The following is a 16125-nucleotide window of genomic DNA, read 5'->3' as shown; positions in this document are numbered from 1 at the left end:
GAAAGACCGTACGTTAAAATCAATTAGCCAGTCCATGTAATTTCATTTCATTTTCTTGTGCCATTTCCTTCAAAGATTGAATTATCTCACCAATTATCGGTTCAATCTTTACACCGGATTCTGCAGATATCAATACAAGATAATCATTCACCGGAATCGTGATTATTTTCATTTTCTTTCTCTTTGATACAATGTAGTCTAGTGGTCCCAATGTATCGTCAAGATCTTTTTTCATGAATAGTTCCAGCGCATGCTCCATGCAGATCTTGTATTGATCCATATCTGCAATTGGAACGATTCCTTTCTTGTAATCTCCTGTCACAAGGTTCCCCATGTTGTTTATGACTCCGACAAATCTAATTCCCGTAAAACTCAGAACATACTTGCTTGCAGATTCCCAATTAGACATATTTTCAAATATTAATTTGGACATAACATTGTATGGTTGTTATCTGTATTAAGACTTTAATTGGCTGGTTTGAAAATTCAAAAAATTGATCTGGCCTCCCATATTGCCATAGATGCAATATTCTTTAGGAATCTCTGCAAATGGAAATTCAAATTTGAAAATCATGGTATCTCTTCTTGTATTACTGACAACATAAAGCAATGATGAAACAAATAGAGGCATTTGTTCAAAGCGACAAGCTGAGAGCAGTTGTAGATGCCATAGAGAAAAAGAAAGTAGGCGGAATCTCAGTAATACAAGCCCGTGGACGAGGAAAGGGACACCGACCAGAAGTGGGGGGAGAAAGGGGCACAAGCAGACATACAGCAGAATATGCTTCCCTGGATGAAGTTCTTGTGGTGGTTGAAGATGCAGATGCAGATGCGGTAGAGACTGCAATTCTCAATGCCGCAAGTACGGGCTCAAAAGGAGACGGCAAGATCTTTGTAACTCCCGTGGAAAAAGCAATAGACATCGGTACCAAAAGCACAGGTGAATCTGCCCTCTAATTTTTTTACTTTTACAAAAGATGAAAATCAATCTTTCTCATTTGTGTTGAATTGTATGACAGTGTATACTCAGTGATTATATCAAAAATATGCACAGTTACAACATGCAAGTATTACAATCAGCACACAAAACACAAGAAGATGCAACAAAAGAGGATCTTCTATCAATCATATCCGACAAGTATTGCAGGTCCATTCTTGAAGCCGTTATGGACAAGCCAAAATCAGCAACGGAGATAACTGCCGAGACCGGAACCCCAATCAGTACAGTGTACAGAAGATTGCAGACCCTTCAGGACAACAAACTGCTCCAGATATCCGGCATGATCAGCGATGACGGAAAGAGATTATTCCTGTACAGAAGCAAAATCAGAGGAATCAAAAGCAATTACAATGATGGCCAGGTTGAAGTCGAACTAATTCTCAACAACAACTAATTTCTTTTTTAATATTCGTGCTCATTAAAGTCCGAACCAAGAGACATGGTGGCAATTACGGTAGAGTCCGTGGTCTGACATCTTACGTTCTTTTCTGGCAGAAACTCGTGAAATATCTCTTTGAGCAGTTGCTCCGTAAAAAGAGACCACTTTATTCCTAGTCCGTGCTGCACGATAAAGTGGTGCAATGACCCTTCTACTCTATGATCTGAGTGCATTCCGGTTGCCTGTATGTAATCCTCCAATGCCTCTATGCATCTTTTCAAGTCATATTTTCCCTTCATGAACATTACATTGTCCTTGATTATCGGCTTTACCGATTCAACTATCATGTCAATGTCAGTTGCAGTCATGTCGTTTCCCATTGTCTGTAGAATACTTTTCGGGATTGGAATCATTGCAATGCTTTCAGCAAACCTGTCCCACTGGAGATATTTCTGGATGATTTGCCTTACCAGAACATTTTGAGATGTGTTTTGCTGCATTGCCTGAGTCTCCATCTCTTCAATCATGGTTACAGGAAGCCGGTATGTTATTGTCCTTGTCTTTTCTTTCTTTGGAGAATGGGGCTTTCTTTTTACAATTGAAGGATCTATGATAATCGTCTCAAGACATATCTACATCATCGTAGATAATAAACTAGATCAACTACGGATTTGCCGTGTTTTCGTTTGCCAGCGATGATAATGTAGGAACACCCTAAATGATTGGTCTACCATGACATGATGATGATGCAGGAAATTGGGTAAGTGGTGCAAGAAATGCGGCAAGATAATGAAAGATCCGGAGCTTACCCACTGTTCTGATGAGTGTTTATTGGCTGATGTAAAAGACAGCGAATCTGCAAGACAGGACGGCAAAGGTGTCGAATACTGGAAAGAAGAGTCAGATCCTTGGAAATAAGATGGTATTCTTGAATTGTTTCATTTGATGTTTTGGGTATTGGCAACAAGCCAAATCCGATGCGGTTTATTATTGCAAAACCGCCATTGACGTTGAAATAAGGCAAAGCAAGTCACAAGACCTCCAACATCTGAGAACTTTGAGAGGGAAACGATTCTGTTGGGAATCAGAGAGACTAGACACAACTAGGAACAATTGTTTTCTGATTAGTTGTCCAGATCAGATTATGATTGATTAGTAAGTGATTTTGATTGCAAGCAATGACCTTTTGTTCTGGAATGTGTGCACGATTCAAGGCAAAGAAACCTGCAGCAAGAGACATGTCAAAAAATGAGGACAGTCAGAAATATTGTTTGTATTGCGAGGTATTCGTGAAGGCAGAGGGATTACGTTGTCCATGCTTCAACAAGCAGCTAAAGACAAGGTCAAGCAGCAAGGTAACCCGCGAAGCCATGTTTAGCAGAATCTAGCGGGCATCATAAGATTCGTAATGGCCTCCTTTTGGATATTTTTAGACATTACTGGACAGAATTGGACATAACTTGACATCTGTGGACAAAATTGGACAATTTTTGTGGATAAAATTGGACAATGTCCAGAAATGTCCATCGGTAGAGGCTTACGGCATAGCCTCAAGGCTTCCGGTATAGGCTTGAAAAGGCTTGATTTTTAGTATCTTTCCGGTAAATTAGAAATTTATCTGAATATCAATCCGGTAAAGTGTAATATCAATCCGGCATGGTCATTTTTGTTTACCGGAATGATAATTGTCAATCTGGAGATAATTTTTATCAATTCGGAATCAGTTCGGTTTCAGAAACTATCTTTTCGGTATCAGTTTGGAAAAATGAATTATCAATTTGAAAATAAATGGTATAAATCCGGAGAGTAACATTATCAATTCGGAGATTTTCCCGAAATTATCGAAAGAAAGTTGATCGAATCCAGCAGAAGAGTTTCGTGAGTTGTTGTTTGCACGTCTCTCAGCATGATCGTTCTTGGTTTTTTCTAACAGGAGATCCCTTGTCCAAAGCATGGGCTGTTCTGTACTGACTCATCATTCATCAGGTTTTATTTCTCATCCCACCAGTGATGCTCTTGTTCTACGTTGTGATGAAGAAAGGTATGTAGCAATTTCTTGAGATAGGAATATGTCTTTGATACCATTAAGCAGGAATTTCCTTTTTACATACGGGACATCTGTTTGTTATCCTGTCGCCTGTTTTTTTCATGAACACGCTTGCACAATTATCACAGGATCTCAGATCATCAACTGCAATCATGATGTCATCCTGTTTTCTCCATTACTATGACTTGCTTATTTTTCAAGTGAGTCTTTTCATGCAGAAGTAATTTTTGAATATCACCTTCTGATGAATCCCAAGTAAAACTGCAATGCTTGCAATGGTATGCCATTTTATTTTTCAATTTCCATTGGTTTCTTTTCTTCTTGAGATTCTTTGAATGCGTTTACGTCCTTTGATGTCTTTTCTTGTCTTCCTTTGATTCTTGCAAAAAAACTTTCTAACATGATTGACTAGGTCATTACTGGCTTATAAAGACAGAAAACTCCTGCCATGACATAACAACACGTAGCTGAGTAGTCAATTCAGTCCTTCTTCACAGATATGCAAACTCACACCACTACGTTACTGACATTACATCGATATCGCTTATAGTGTTTCATGTTACTGGTCGGGTTAATTAGGATAAACGTGCCAGTAATACCATGTATGCTGCAATTTCTTGGGGACAGAAGATATGCTCAGATTGCAAGAGAATGAGATGTCATAATGGATGCAATTGTGATTGTCATTGGGATCGGTACAGGTAATAGTTTTGGTATACAAAACAGTAACCCAAGATACTTGTATTCATGATGCAAAAGTCAAGATGCCAGGCTATGATGGCATGTACGAGTGTACTAGATGTCACAAGTTCATCCGTACTATTCCATCAAAAGACAAAGAAAACACTGACGATAAAGCTCCAGAATATCTGGAAAACAGCTGGGAAGATGACTGGGATTAGGAGTCCTGTAGAATGTCAAGCCAGACATACCTTGATGAATCTATACGTCTCTGCAAGTTGTCTGCATCAGGTTAAGGCATATGCCGAGAAAGCCTAGATGTCATTCAAGTTGGAAAGCACTCTTTCAAGGTCCTGCTTTTCGTATCTCAGACTCTTGATGGTCGCATTGTCCTGAACCAGAGTTGCCGAGAACTTTTCCAGCATTGACTTGTCATCATCAGAAAGTCCTGAGGTACTAATTACACCATTCAGAGTATGTGATAACTGAACAAGTTTTCTCGTATCTATTTTTTTATCCATGCTGTTGGCCAAAGAAATCTGATTTACCAGTTCATCATTAATTTCATTTAATAGTTCTGTAAGTGCATTTGACATAAGGTACATCCATATTAGAGTCGTTCTAGTTAATTAAGCTGCAACAGTCATTATTGCATCTTCCATCGATAGGTACATTACAATTACTTGAGACATTTTGGAACTTTAGATTTGATGATTCCAAGATTAACATCTCATTTTCGATGTCATATCTAATTAGTTCCACCAGATACAATACCTGCCATCTCCAACTCCTGCTGCAATGCCAAGGGACATACTTATTTCATCTCAAACCCAAAAAGTCCCTCATTGCATTTGATTCCTTTGGATGTGATTCAAGATGCCTTGGCTCTGAAATATCCTTCAATGTCAATCAAATTACACACTGCTATGTAGAACTAGTTTTTGCTGTTATCTTGAATATTTCATGTTTTTTCAGAATTGAAAAAATAAACTTGAAAAAACAAAAGAAGATTATGGCGTATATACTAGTCACACATTACAAAATCAATGAGTTTCAAACCAGACAAAGAACAAACCCCTAACATAATAGATATGCTCTTGAGCAAAAATCCGGATAATACAATTGATTCGGACACATTGATAAAAAATGTGCAAAACAGAATCAACAATGCATTGGAAAACGGATATCAATACACTAGAGTGATTGATTCGTCTGAAAAATTCCTGAGAAAAAATGTGTTTGGGCAGATAAACATGGCAGTACTTTATGTGGATATTGTAGGCTCTACAAAAATGAGCATTACACTACCACCTGACAAACTGTCAATAATAATAAGCTCATTTTCTCAGGAAATGTCGTACGTGATTGAACAGTTTCATGGATATGTCCTAAAATTTGTCGGTGATGCAGTTATAGGATATTTTGTAGAAACCGAGACAGACCAAATACCGGCAGTATACAATACGGTGGCCTGTGCAGAATCCATGATAAAAGTCGTAAAACAAGGAATCAACCCCATACTAATTGAAAAAGTGGGGCTTTCTAAGATTGGCATAAAGATCGGTTGATTTTGGGAATAATACTGTAGTCAGATATGGTGCCGATGAACAAAAGGCACATGTTGATTTGCTAGGATCTACAATGAATGTGGCATCAAAGATTCAAAATTTGGCAAAACCAAACCAAATCATAGTGGGCCAAGACGCATATGACAAACTAGACCCATACATGCAAAGCTTTTTCTCAGACATGACAGACTAGTTGAATCATCCTTTGCAGCATTATTCAGATGATCAGGATAAAATTTTCCGCGTTTACAGGTACAAGTACAAATAATCATGCCAAATCATTTTTCGTAATTTCTCAAATCAGTCAATTAAAGCCTTAATACAAACAACAACCAACACAATGTGATGTCAAAATTAATATCTACAAATATTTCATATCAGGACATTCATAGTTGATTTTAAAGTATAGTTTTGTTGTTTTAATTACATCTGTGATTTTCGTGATTAGTACTAGCACGTATGTGTTTACCGCAAAAACAGTAATTCAAAAACCGCTACTGGAAACTGATGACAGTCATTGTGACTCAATGATAAGAGAACACGCAGTGTTCGATGAGGATGTGTCTTGAGGGTAGCCTTAATCTACAATGAAACTGGGATCGATCCGGATGATGTAATCAACGTTTTTGGAATGACTACAAAGGAGCACTACAGTTCAAAGGCGGTGGAACGTGTTGCAAGATCCTTGGAGAAGGGAGGACATACTGTCAAAGTAGTTGAGGGTGACATTCACCTTGCAGACGAACTCCGCAAATTTATGCCAAAAGTAGTTGAAGGCGACTCTCCTGGAATGGTATTCAACATGGCTTACGGAATCCAGGGACAGAATCGTTACACCCATGTTCCTGCAATGATGGAGATGTTGGGAATTCCATATATTGGATCTGGTCCAGCAGGACATGCAATAGTTCAGGATAAAGTAATGACAAAAATCATATTACAAAAAAACAATATCTCGACTCCAGGCTTCTGGGTTTTCAAAACTCCTGAGGACAGATTTGATGACTTGGTTTTTCCTGTAATTGTCAAACCAAAACTAGAGTCAACTTCAATGGGGATGGAAGTTGTTGATAATTGGGACGACCTACACAAGGCAGTTAAAACACAGATTGAAAAATTCCAGCAAGATATTCTAGTAGAGCAATTTATTCCAGGACGAGAATTTGCTGTTGGAATAATAGGAAATATCCCCAATATAGACATCTTGCCAATAGTTGAAATCAATCTAGATAATCCATCTCAGATACAAACAATAGATGACAAAAAGAAAAAAGGCGGAGTTGATAAAATATGTCCTGCAAAATTATCCAAAGAGAAAGCAAATGAGATTAAGCAAATGTGTATAGATGCATTCTCATCCTTGGGACTAAATGATTACAGCAGAGTAGATTTTAGGATGGACAAAGATGAGAATCTCTATATTCTTGAACTAAACTCAATGGCAAGTCTTGGTACTGGAGGATCACTGCTTTATGCTGCACAAACTGCCGGATATACTTATGATTCACTAATCAACAAAATATTGGATATTGCCGTAATGAGGTATTTCGGCTCATCCTATAATGCAGTAGGAGAACCTGACATGACTCAGCCATTACGTGTCATTGCAAGAACGTACTTGAGAGGACACTTGCAAAGTCTAAAAGAGACATTACGTGATTTGGTGAATCTTAACACCCATGTATATAATATTGATAACGTAAACAAGCTTGGAAATATTTTATCTCGCAGACTAAAACATCTTGGATTCAATGAGCACATTCACAGGCAGTTTGAGGTAGGAGATTGTAGATTCTTTACTAACCATGACGAGTTAGAAAACGATATTCTTATTGTGTCTCATATGGATACTCATTATGGACCAAATGACCTGATAAGCTATTACGAGGACGGTGACAAGATAATTGGTTCAGGTATTGCTGAAAGCAAAGGAGGAATAATTGTACTGCTTGGTGCATTGCATGCATTACGATTTGCAAAAAAAATTAACAAAGTAAAGTGCGCCATATTGCTAACTACAGATGATAGTCTAGGTGGCAAATTCAGCAAGGAACTGATTCAACAATATTCTAAAAAATCAAGATACGTACTGGGTCTAAAGTCTGCCAGCAAGGATGGTGGGATAATTACTACATGCTATGGGCGAAATGACTATGACATTCGCTTTACTGCGCCAAATGTATTTTCTGCAGACATTCACGGAATTATTCCTGTATTGGGGAAAAAGATTTCTGCAATTGAGAAACTATCCAAAGATGAGAAAGATTATAGAGTTAGAACAACATCTATTGCATCTAAGGGAACTTATGGACATACGCCAAATTTTGCAACATTTTCATTGATATGTAGCTTCAAGACTACTCAACTTGGAATTTCACTTGATACAAAAATACGCAGTATAATGAAAAAACATGAATCTGATGCACCAAAACTAGAAGTAGCAATAAACCAGATGCGCACTAGACCTCCCGTACTGGAGGAGGAAACTGATACTTTATTTTATGAAAAGATTGAAAATTTGGCAAAAAAACATGAAATCAAAATAAAACGATACGAGCAGATCATGTCTTCAGACATCAGCAATGTTCCTCCAGAACTTCCAGCATTGGATGGATTTGGACCCAAGGGTCACATGTACCATTCCCCACAAGAATACATTGTTCATGACAGTATTGTTGAACGTGCTGCACTTCTGACGTCGGTTATCTACATGTGTTCTGAAAAAGATGGCTCTTGAGTATGAATTAGCTGCACTTGCGGCACTCATTGGACTTTCTGGTTTTTTCAGTGGGCTGGAGGTTGCACTAGTTGGAACATCTAAAGCAACAGTGGAGAGACTGGTAAAAGACAACGTCAAAGGAGCAAAATCACTGCAGAAGCTAAAATCCAATCCGGGTTGGATGATGTCAAGTGTAAATCTTGGGAATAACTTGGTCAACATCGGTTCTGCATCTCTTGCTACAGTTGTTGCCATTCAGATATTTGGAGAAAATGGATTGGGAATTGCAGTTGGCATCATGACATTTTTGATCATAATTTTTGGAGAAGTGACTCCCAAGACTTACTGCAATGCAAATGCCACAAAAGTTTCCCTAAGGTGCAGTCGTATTTTGATTGCATTTAGCTATGTGTTTTACCCTGCAGTGTGGGTACTCGAAAAGATAACCCGTGCAATAATCAATATAACTGGTAGTGATTACAATCCTCCCGCACTCACAAAAGAGGAAATTGGTGGAATTATAGAACAGGGCCACAGGGATGAGGCACTAAACAAACACGAAAGTACTTTGGTTCACGGGGCTCTCAACTTTGATGACACTGTAGTCCGCTCTGTCATGACTCCAAGAACCAAGATGTTTGCACTTGACTCTCAGATGAGTCTTGATAATGCAGCAGACATTATAGACAAAAGCGGCCACTCACGGATTCCAACATATGGAAAAAATTTGGACGATATTGTCGGCGTCTTGCATGTAAGGGACATACTAAAACATCTGATGGAGCCAGAATTCCAAAAAAGAAAACTAGGCGAATTTGTCCGTGAACCAATATTTGTATCTCAAGAGAAAAGGATGAGTTCCTTGCTTAAGGAAATGCAGGCAAAAAATACTCACATGGCAATAGTAGTAGATGAATTTGGGGGAGTGGAAGGATGTGTCACCATGGAGGATCTAATTGAAGAGATAGTAGGTGAGATACATGATGAAACCGATTCAGAAAAACCTCAATATGAAAAGATTGATGGAAATACGATTATCACAAATGGTGACATTGAAATTGATGTCATAAATGAAATTTTCAAAACAAACATACCAGAAGGTGATGATTATTCCACATTAAATGGACTACTCCATGAGAAACTACATGATATCCCAGAAATAGGAGATAAAATTGAGATTGAGGATATTTCAATCAAAGTCGAAAACGTATCCAAAAACAAACCTGTTGTCATCAAGATTGAAAAAATTTCAAAAGAGAAGAACATTCATTGATGAAAAAGGACATGCTAGTTATCAATCAAGTAATTACACAACTATCAGAAAATGGGAAAAGTCTTTGTATGACAAGAGGAGCCAAGTCTTGAAATACAAAATAATTTTTCCAGTATTGGGAATAGTTGTGATTGCAGCTATAGCAGGAATCATGTTGCTAAACGCAGAAGTTGAAGTTGAACAGATAAACCCACCTGAGAAAATTGAGGTAGAAAATGTAGATGTCTCTGTGCAAAATGTCGACTTTGCTGGTGTAGAATTAAATGTATCAATTGGCATGCACAACCCAAACGATATCACTGTTACCCTGGATAGAACAGAATACAAACTGTGGCTCAATGACAGTTATCTTGGAGAAGGAAAGATACAACATGATGCAGACATTCCACCATTTACATCAAAACAGATTCACACCAAATTTACTTTGAGTCATTCTGATGTTTGGGGAACTGTTCTGTCTGGATTGACAAATTATATGTCTGGAGAATCAAAGAAAGTGCACACAGTGACTCTAGATTGGGCATCATAAATCTGTTATTTAGCACCTACATGATGTGTCTCAGATTATAAACATACAATTGTCTTGACTTTGTTGTCGAGACAAGCAACTGATTCATATCTGATACAGATTATGCACGATTTGTAGAGTTATTTTGTTCCAATCAAAGTAAGTGTTGATCGTACAGACCATATATTCTCGATACATCGTTTGACAGTTTTCCGAATTTTGTCATTGTTTTTGTTTTCAATCGTTGCAATAATATCAAATGCACCAAATGTTCCTTGTATTTCTTTTACATAGTCTGTGTGTTTTAGATTTTCAATAATTTCTTCTTCTTTTCCTAAAACACAACTAATCAAAACAAAGGCTTTTGTCATAATATTGAACTACTTGAGAATTATTTAACCAGAGTAATGTTTATGATTTACAAATGTTTGATTTGTTGTAGTTTTTTTAGATATTAGTATAATAAGATTCGATTATCTTATTTGTTCTTTTTTGATGTAAAAAAAATCAAGATTCACATTACACGTGGGTATTGAAATATTGCCCTGAACTATATCCCCAGTACAACGTGTACGGGGATATAGTTAGGTGATTAGTTTTAGCACCCACGTGGAAGTGTTGTAAAAAATTACTTAGAATGATAAGATTTTTTTAAGATTGCTTTAGGGGTCAGTATTTTCGATTATCTCTAAATTGACTCGGTTATTTTTTGAGTAGAAATGGCCCAAAAATAGGTCAGGTATTGTTATTTCTGTAGCCCAATTACAACGATGTTTTCTTTCCAGGGAATTCCAAATTCCTCAAAACTCTCTTTCACTTTGGATTTACAATTTTCTGGAACGCAGATGTAAAACGGAATTCGTATTTTTTCAGAAGCCTGTGTTTTTGATAGCCGTCTTGAAAAATCCGTAAACTGTTCTTTGGTGGTCTGATCTGACAATTCATTGCAGGTCTTTGCCAATCCGATGTATACCAGCCCGTTCTTTTTGTCTATTGCAAGAACATCTGGAGAATGACGCTTGATTTTCATGGGTTTGCCATAATTTGGATAGTTGGCAAGTGAAACCTTCAAGCCTTTCTTCAAAAATTGATCAATTAACCGTTTAACAAGAAAATCGTGTTCCTTACTAGTCTGCATGCAGTCTCCATGTGGAGGCTGATTTTTTCTTCACAATTTCTTGCGTGTTTTGACAGTAAAAGAGTGTTTGTACTGAACTTTTGAACCACAGTACAATGATAACTAGAACTTATTTCTCATGGATTCTCAGTCCCTTGTAACGGTTTCTTATTGTGACTTCTGTTACCCCAGATGCATCTGCAAGATCTCGTTGTGTTACAGATATTTTATTTCGTATACAAGAAATGTACAACGCCGTTGCTGCAAGTCCCATCGGGTCTTTGCCTGAGGATTCGTTTCGTTTTTTTTGCAGAATTCAAAATTCTTATGGCATCCCTCTTTGTTTTTTCAGAAATATTCAGTTTGCTTGAAATCCTTGCAATACACTGAACAGGATCTACTACTGGCATCTTGAGGTCTAGTTCCTGGTGTAGCAGTCTGTAGCATTTTGAGATGTCTTTTCGTTTAACATTGGCAGCATGTGTTATGTCCACCAGAGTTCTAGGAGTTTCTGCGTCCCTGCAGGCAGCATAAAGAGAGGCTGCAAGCATTGCAGAGATAGAACGTCCCCTGATGAGGCCCTTGTTTAGCGCCTTTCTGTAAATGTATGCTGCTTTTTCTATGACTCCTGGAGATATTGCAAGTTTGTCCTTCAGTCTGCCTAACTCGCTTAATGCCTGTCTTAAATTCCGGTCTGTCGATTGTGCAGACTGGCTTCTACTATCCCATGTTCGCAATCTTTCGATGGTGTGCTTCATTGATGATGTGAGAGGCCTTCCTGTGGAATCCCTGTTGATGGGGCTAATTACTGTAGACAGTCCCTTGTCGTGTCTTGTAAAGGATGTCGGACCTCCGGTCCTGGCGGAATTTTTGTCGCTTTCTGTTGAGAATGATCTCCATTCCGGACCTGAACTCTGGATTTTCTCTGAAACCACATAGCCGCAGTTCTGACATACTAGCTCGCCGACATCCTCATCAGACACTATGGAATCTTTTCCACATCTAAGACAAACAGTTTCGCTGTTTTCTTGAACAACCATTATTGGTTGTATCCATCCTGATTTACCAAAATCTTATTTCCTTGCGATATACTTGTTTTTGGACATAAAATAGAAGGATTGTGTATGTATAAGAAGTGTTGTATTTTTGTACCCACGTGGAAGAGAAAACAATGGGAAACAAGTAAAAAAACTTGACTAATCAAACTGCATAATAGTTGACGTACTCTGGTATGACAGTTGATAGTTAAAATTAAAATTCTGTCCAATTAGAAAATTCAGAAAACAAGACTTTGAATTGCAAAAACTGTGACTCTGGATTAAGTACTATGACATCTCCACATGGCACTCTACGTTATTGTCCTAATTACCTTTGCAAGTCTTATGGTAAGTTCATTGACAGCTAATTACCCGATATTAAGTCCCAGACAAACTCGAACAACTCTCTTATCATTTGTTCTTGTTTTCAGAAAAGGTAGATAACTGCAAAACTGAAATTTCATTGACCTGATTTTGCCAAAAATAGAATCCTGTAGCCAATTAACAAACCAGGAATTTCAACCTGTTTTTCCTACAACTCGATTCCGCGTTCTTCCTTGACATGCAAAACAAAATTGGAATTCTTTTTAGATATGAAATCACAATAGGTGCACTTGAAGGTTGACTGTTGTCTGGGTGATCCTGGCTTTCTACTCATTTCAGTCTCTTACTGTTTTTAGTTGATGATAAAACTTTTCTTTGAATGGACATTTTTACCGTAAGAGTTTCTGTTCATTTGATTTTGTTCATATCTGTTTGTCACATCATCTCCAGTCTTTCAAATCAGGATCAGAATTGTATGAATCAGGAAGAACAATACCTATCTCAATACTGTTTTTTCTCAAAAGTCTATAACAGCGAGCAATATCCTTGCGAGGGATTCCCCCTATGGTGCTGACTTGTTTGAGTGTTCTTGGAGTGTCACGATATCTACTTGCAATGTAAACACATGAGGATGCAAGGACAAACGGATCAAATCCATTTCTAAATTTGCTATTCAAGACCTTTTCATGAATCAATATTGCATGGTTCATTGTCAAGTCTGATAAGGCAAGACCTTCCCTTAGACGACCATAATAATTCAGAAGTGATGAATCCATGTCTATATCGCTGATAATCTTATTACAATTCTCCTTACTTTCTCTTCTTGTTCCACCTGTAAATAAAAAAATACCATACGAATGTTCCAAAAATTATTGAGAATGGCAGAAGACCATAAAGGAAGAACTCTTCTGCATATTCTTTATCTTCTCGTAGTTTTTCATGCACATATGGATCTGGAGGCATTACACCTGATTGTGCAAAAACGTGTTCTGCATCTGCCATCATAATCAGAAACACTGAACCAATGAATGCAATCATGATTATCTTATTGTTAGTTTTCATCTTCTAATCATCTCACAAATTGCTGATTCCATTGTTTGGACCATTTGTAGATTGAATATCCGATAAATATCACAGATAAAGACGAGACAATCACTGGAAGAATCAACATTACTGGAAATATTACAAAAATAAAGGTCATAGATCCTACAGATGCTCCTATCACTCCAGGGATTATCTTGATGAATTTACCAATTCTTGCAAACGGTGCAAAGATAAGAAGAGGTAAGAAAGCATAGATCACAAAGCGTTCCATCAAAAATGCGGTGTTAATGTCCAGAACTCCAGAAGATGCAATCATAATCCAAGTAATCAAGAAAATTGTTGACAACACACACAAAATCATAGTTATGACCGTTTGTAGGATTGGATTGACTCGAGTCTTTGTCTGAACAAATTTTAGATTCATCTTCTTTTTCTCCAGACAACAACTCCAACAGACATTCCCAGGATAGATGCAGATATGATCAATGAGAACATGCCGTACTGGGAAAAAAAATTGTAATCGTGTCTATAGTGTTGAATCTGACCACTCTCATCTTCATGTGAGTATTCATCAAATCCTGAAATTTGCTTTGTGCTGCAGATGTCTGTACTTCCGATTGTCATCCTGTTTCCATCATACACAAAGACTTGATATGTTTCTCCTATTTTGTAGTCTACACTGCAGCTGCTGGCTTTGGTAACTTGATTATCATGATGCATGATGCTTGAATCCTCAAGAATGTAATTTCCGTAAGGATAGTTTCCCTTTTGCACTTGGTGTATATCAAAAACTACCTTTCGTGGGCCCTCTCCTATCAGAACGTCTTTGACTGTTCCCTGAAAGGCACCACTGGATCCCATCCACGTCATCAGAATGTCAGGAGATGATGAGCACGAACAAGCAAAGGAATATTGTATTTGCAAAGTTGCAATAGCCATCAACAGCAGACCCAAAATCAGAGTCTTCATTTCGTGTCACCAACATCTACGCAGCTTTCTTGATAGGTGCTATCACAAACAGGCTTGCATGTCCATTCATCAAATGCCCATTTTCCTTGAGGCTCTAGCAATTGAATTGACAATACACCATGTTCGTCATTTGGCGTAACTGATGCAATCAGCATCTGATCTTCGTATACCATCCTGTCAAGTGTGGCTCCGGTTATCTCAAAAGGAATCCAAGAAACTGTTCCTGGCGATACAAATACTTCGCCTTTAAAATCAACTTCATTTTTGTAATGTACGTGCCACCCGGTCCTTTCTGCCATGTTATCTGTAATACATGCAAGTTTTCCATTGGGCCTCTCAGCTAAGACATGATCCTGGTTGGGACATGCAATATCTGGTAGTGCAAAGTATTGAAACTGGTATTTCAATGGAGGGATTTCCGGAGTTCCATAGCAGTCATAATCACCAACCATGCACTTTGCATAGGCCTCATTGACAGTCACAGGAATCAATAAGGATGAAAACAGCAAAGCCACGACAATTCCCATTCTCATGAGTTTGCATTTTGTTTGCAGATTCATAAGTAGTTCTACCTTTGCATAGTAGTACAAAGATGGGATGCAACGGAATCTGTCACAGATACAAGGTAACAAAGGGAAGAAACACTGATTCATGGTACAGACAGGGGGCAAAGAGATGCACTTTCTGTGATGTCTATATGGGATGGGAGGGACTTTGGTGTCCTTGCTGTAGACACAGGCTAAGAAGCAGGCCCAAGGCAAGCCAATACCGGCAGAAATATCAAGAATCCTGATGAGTTTTGTATTTTTCTAGAAATTGGCAGATGCTGTTGTCTAATTTATGCTGGAAGAAAGAAAAGAAAAGGAATTCACAAATTATGCAAGAAAATAAAATAGTTTCTTTTTTTTTTGAATTATTCTTTCTACTGGAAACATTATTCTTTCTGATTTTTTCCTTGGAAATTATTTTATTTTCTTTATTCTTTCCCTGGAAAAATTATTTTTTCCTTTTTTGTCTATGCAGGAAACAATTATTTTTTCTGAAAATGTCAGATAATGTCAAACTTTGTCAAATAAAGTCTCAAACAAATGTCAGATAATGTCAAACTTTGTCAAACAAGATATTGAAAGATGTCAGATAATGTCAAACTTTGTCAAATAATGTCAAACAGTATTCTGAAAGATGTCAAACAATGCCAAGTTTTGTTCAATTCTATCCATAAAAGTTTAGGAGAGGTTGACATTAAATCGTTAAGTCCTTTATTTTCATCTGTTTTTGATATGAAGCAGATTTGGAATACATTAACTAGACTAAGATCAAAATTTATCGTTTTAATTTCTCTTTAGGTTTGTAATCTGCGTTCCGTGCCGGAGGGAGATTTGAACGCGACAGTTCAAAGCCCTTTCTAAATAGACACATAGAGGTGATATAAAAAATGATGTTTGCCTAGTGATTTTAA

General features: G+C 37.6%; 22 protein-coding genes and 1 pseudogene. 12 read left to right on the top strand and 11 right to left on the bottom strand.

What is annotated here, in order from left to right; translation table 11 throughout:
• Nucleotides 1-19: 19 nt before the first annotated feature.
• Complete coding sequence (locus ACOQN3_RS04605) at nucleotides 20-433, bottom strand: DUF6659 family protein (protein ID WP_420545313.1); 414 nt, start codon at nucleotides 431-433, stop codon at nucleotides 20-22.
• A gap of 176 nt (nucleotides 434-609) precedes the next feature.
• Between ACOQN3_RS04605 and ACOQN3_RS04600 the strand changes: the two genes are divergently transcribed.
• Both ACOQN3_RS04600 and ACOQN3_RS04595 read left to right on the top strand, forming a co-directional pair.
• Nucleotides 610-957: a P-II family nitrogen regulator gene (locus ACOQN3_RS04600; protein ID WP_420545312.1), complete on the top strand. Its 348-nt coding sequence runs from the start codon at nucleotides 610-612 to the stop codon at nucleotides 955-957.
• 104 nt (nucleotides 958-1061) lie between these two features.
• Nucleotides 1062-1394 (top strand): helix-turn-helix domain-containing protein, encoded by a 333-nt coding sequence (locus tag ACOQN3_RS04595; protein ID WP_420545311.1) that lies wholly within the window; start codon nucleotides 1062-1064, stop codon nucleotides 1392-1394.
• A gap of 8 nt (nucleotides 1395-1402) precedes the next feature.
• Here ACOQN3_RS04595 and ACOQN3_RS04590 read toward each other — a convergent pair whose 3' ends face one another.
• Entirely contained in the window at nucleotides 1403-1906 is a 504-nt protein-coding gene (locus tag ACOQN3_RS04590) for a hypothetical protein (RefSeq protein ID WP_420545310.1), read from the bottom strand.
• A 229-nt stretch (nucleotides 1907-2135) separates the two neighbouring features.
• Between ACOQN3_RS04590 and ACOQN3_RS04585 the strand changes: the two genes are divergently transcribed.
• The 3 genes from ACOQN3_RS04585 to ACOQN3_RS04575 all read left to right on the top strand — a co-directional run bounded on the left by ACOQN3_RS04585 (nucleotide 2136) and on the right by ACOQN3_RS04575 (nucleotide 4328).
• Nucleotides 2136-2297 carry a hypothetical protein gene (locus ACOQN3_RS04585; protein WP_420545309.1) on the top strand — a complete coding sequence of 54 codons (162 nt, stop codon included), beginning with the start codon at nucleotides 2136-2138 and terminating at the stop codon, nucleotides 2295-2297.
• Between the two features lie 260 nt (nucleotides 2298-2557).
• The gene (locus ACOQN3_RS04580; RefSeq protein WP_420545308.1) at nucleotides 2558-2767 is read left to right on the top strand and encodes a hypothetical protein; all 210 of its coding nucleotides are present in this window, start codon (nucleotides 2558-2560) and stop codon (nucleotides 2765-2767) included.
• 1345 nt (nucleotides 2768-4112) lie between these two features.
• Entirely contained in the window at nucleotides 4113-4328 is a 216-nt protein-coding gene (locus ACOQN3_RS04575) for a hypothetical protein (RefSeq protein ID WP_420545307.1), read from the top strand.
• A 93-nt stretch (nucleotides 4329-4421) separates the two neighbouring features.
• Here ACOQN3_RS04575 and ACOQN3_RS04570 read toward each other — a convergent pair whose 3' ends face one another.
• Nucleotides 4422-4703, bottom strand: a complete 282-nt coding sequence (locus tag ACOQN3_RS04570; RefSeq protein WP_420545306.1) for a hypothetical protein — start codon at nucleotides 4701-4703, stop codon at nucleotides 4422-4424.
• A 450-nt stretch (nucleotides 4704-5153) separates the two neighbouring features.
• Between ACOQN3_RS04570 and ACOQN3_RS04565 the strand changes: the two genes are divergently transcribed.
• From ACOQN3_RS04565 to ACOQN3_RS04540, 6 genes are all read left to right on the top strand, one after another.
• Nucleotides 5154-5675: an adenylate/guanylate cyclase domain-containing protein gene (locus ACOQN3_RS04565; RefSeq protein ID WP_420545305.1), complete on the top strand. Its 522-nt coding sequence runs from the start codon at nucleotides 5154-5156 to the stop codon at nucleotides 5673-5675.
• Nucleotides 5676-5748: 73 nt separating this feature from the next.
• A complete protein-coding gene (locus ACOQN3_RS04560; protein ID WP_420545304.1) occupies nucleotides 5749-5868 on the top strand; it encodes a hypothetical protein in 120 nt (39 codons plus the stop codon).
• 247 nt (nucleotides 5869-6115) lie between these two features.
• Complete coding sequence (locus ACOQN3_RS04555; protein WP_420545303.1) at nucleotides 6116-6244, top strand: hypothetical protein; 129 nt, start codon at nucleotides 6116-6118, stop codon at nucleotides 6242-6244.
• Nucleotides 6241-8412, top strand: coding sequence for a M20/M25/M40 family metallo-hydrolase (locus ACOQN3_RS04550; RefSeq protein WP_420545302.1), 2172 nt, complete (start codon nucleotides 6241-6243; stop codon nucleotides 8410-8412). The genes ACOQN3_RS04555 and ACOQN3_RS04550 overlap by 4 nt, the downstream gene beginning before the upstream one ends.
• A complete protein-coding gene (locus ACOQN3_RS04545; protein ID WP_420545301.1) occupies nucleotides 8402-9667 on the top strand; it encodes a hemolysin family protein in 1266 nt (421 codons plus the stop codon). The genes ACOQN3_RS04550 and ACOQN3_RS04545 overlap by 11 nt, the downstream gene beginning before the upstream one ends.
• Nucleotides 9633-10196, top strand: a complete 564-nt coding sequence (locus tag ACOQN3_RS04540; protein ID WP_420545300.1) for an LEA type 2 family protein — start codon at nucleotides 9633-9635, stop codon at nucleotides 10194-10196. The genes ACOQN3_RS04545 and ACOQN3_RS04540 overlap by 35 nt, the downstream gene beginning before the upstream one ends.
• Before the next feature lie 119 nt (nucleotides 10197-10315).
• Here ACOQN3_RS04540 and ACOQN3_RS04535 read toward each other — a convergent pair whose 3' ends face one another.
• The 8 genes and pseudogenes from ACOQN3_RS04535 to ACOQN3_RS04500 form a co-directional block, all read right to left on the bottom strand.
• Nucleotides 10316-10546 (bottom strand): Lrp/AsnC ligand binding domain-containing protein, encoded by a 231-nt coding sequence (locus ACOQN3_RS04535; protein WP_420545299.1) that lies wholly within the window; start codon nucleotides 10544-10546, stop codon nucleotides 10316-10318.
• Nucleotides 10547-10920: 374 nt separating this feature from the next.
• On the bottom strand, nucleotides 10921-11313 hold the full coding sequence (locus ACOQN3_RS04530; RefSeq protein WP_420545298.1) for a hypothetical protein: 393 nt from the start codon (nucleotides 11311-11313) through the stop codon (nucleotides 10921-10923).
• A 109-nt stretch (nucleotides 11314-11422) separates the two neighbouring features.
• A pseudogene (locus tag ACOQN3_RS04525) lies at nucleotides 11423-12332 on the bottom strand (transcription initiation factor IIB).
• Nucleotides 12333-13093: 761 nt separating this feature from the next.
• Nucleotides 13094-13429, bottom strand: a complete 336-nt coding sequence (locus tag ACOQN3_RS04520; protein ID WP_420545297.1) for a cyclin family protein — start codon at nucleotides 13427-13429, stop codon at nucleotides 13094-13096.
• Between the two features lie 34 nt (nucleotides 13430-13463).
• Nucleotides 13464-13715, bottom strand: coding sequence for a hypothetical protein (locus ACOQN3_RS04515; RefSeq protein WP_420545296.1), 252 nt, complete (start codon nucleotides 13713-13715; stop codon nucleotides 13464-13466).
• A gap of 7 nt (nucleotides 13716-13722) precedes the next feature.
• A complete protein-coding gene (locus ACOQN3_RS04510; RefSeq protein ID WP_420545295.1) occupies nucleotides 13723-14121 on the bottom strand; it encodes a hypothetical protein in 399 nt (132 codons plus the stop codon).
• Nucleotides 14118-14666, bottom strand: a complete 549-nt coding sequence (locus ACOQN3_RS04505; RefSeq protein ID WP_420545294.1) for a hypothetical protein — start codon at nucleotides 14664-14666, stop codon at nucleotides 14118-14120. Before ACOQN3_RS04505 ends, ACOQN3_RS04510 begins: the two co-directional genes overlap by 4 nt.
• Nucleotides 14663-15226, bottom strand: a complete 564-nt coding sequence (locus tag ACOQN3_RS04500; protein ID WP_420545293.1) for a hypothetical protein — start codon at nucleotides 15224-15226, stop codon at nucleotides 14663-14665. The genes ACOQN3_RS04505 and ACOQN3_RS04500 overlap by 4 nt, the downstream gene beginning before the upstream one ends.
• A gap of 14 nt (nucleotides 15227-15240) precedes the next feature.
• On the opposite strand from ACOQN3_RS04500, the gene ACOQN3_RS04495 reads away from it, so the two are divergent.
• Complete coding sequence (locus ACOQN3_RS04495) at nucleotides 15241-15459, top strand: hypothetical protein (RefSeq protein ID WP_420545275.1); 219 nt, start codon at nucleotides 15241-15243, stop codon at nucleotides 15457-15459.
• Nucleotides 15460-16125: the final 666 nt, after the last annotated feature.

It is taken from the genome of Candidatus Nitrosopumilus sp., from assembly GCF_965223225.1.
Classification (GTDB): Archaea; Thermoproteota; Nitrososphaeria; order Nitrososphaerales; family Nitrosopumilaceae; genus Nitrosopumilus.
Note: the sequence above shows the minus strand (reverse complement) of the source record. Positions and strands in the feature narration are given on the sequence as shown.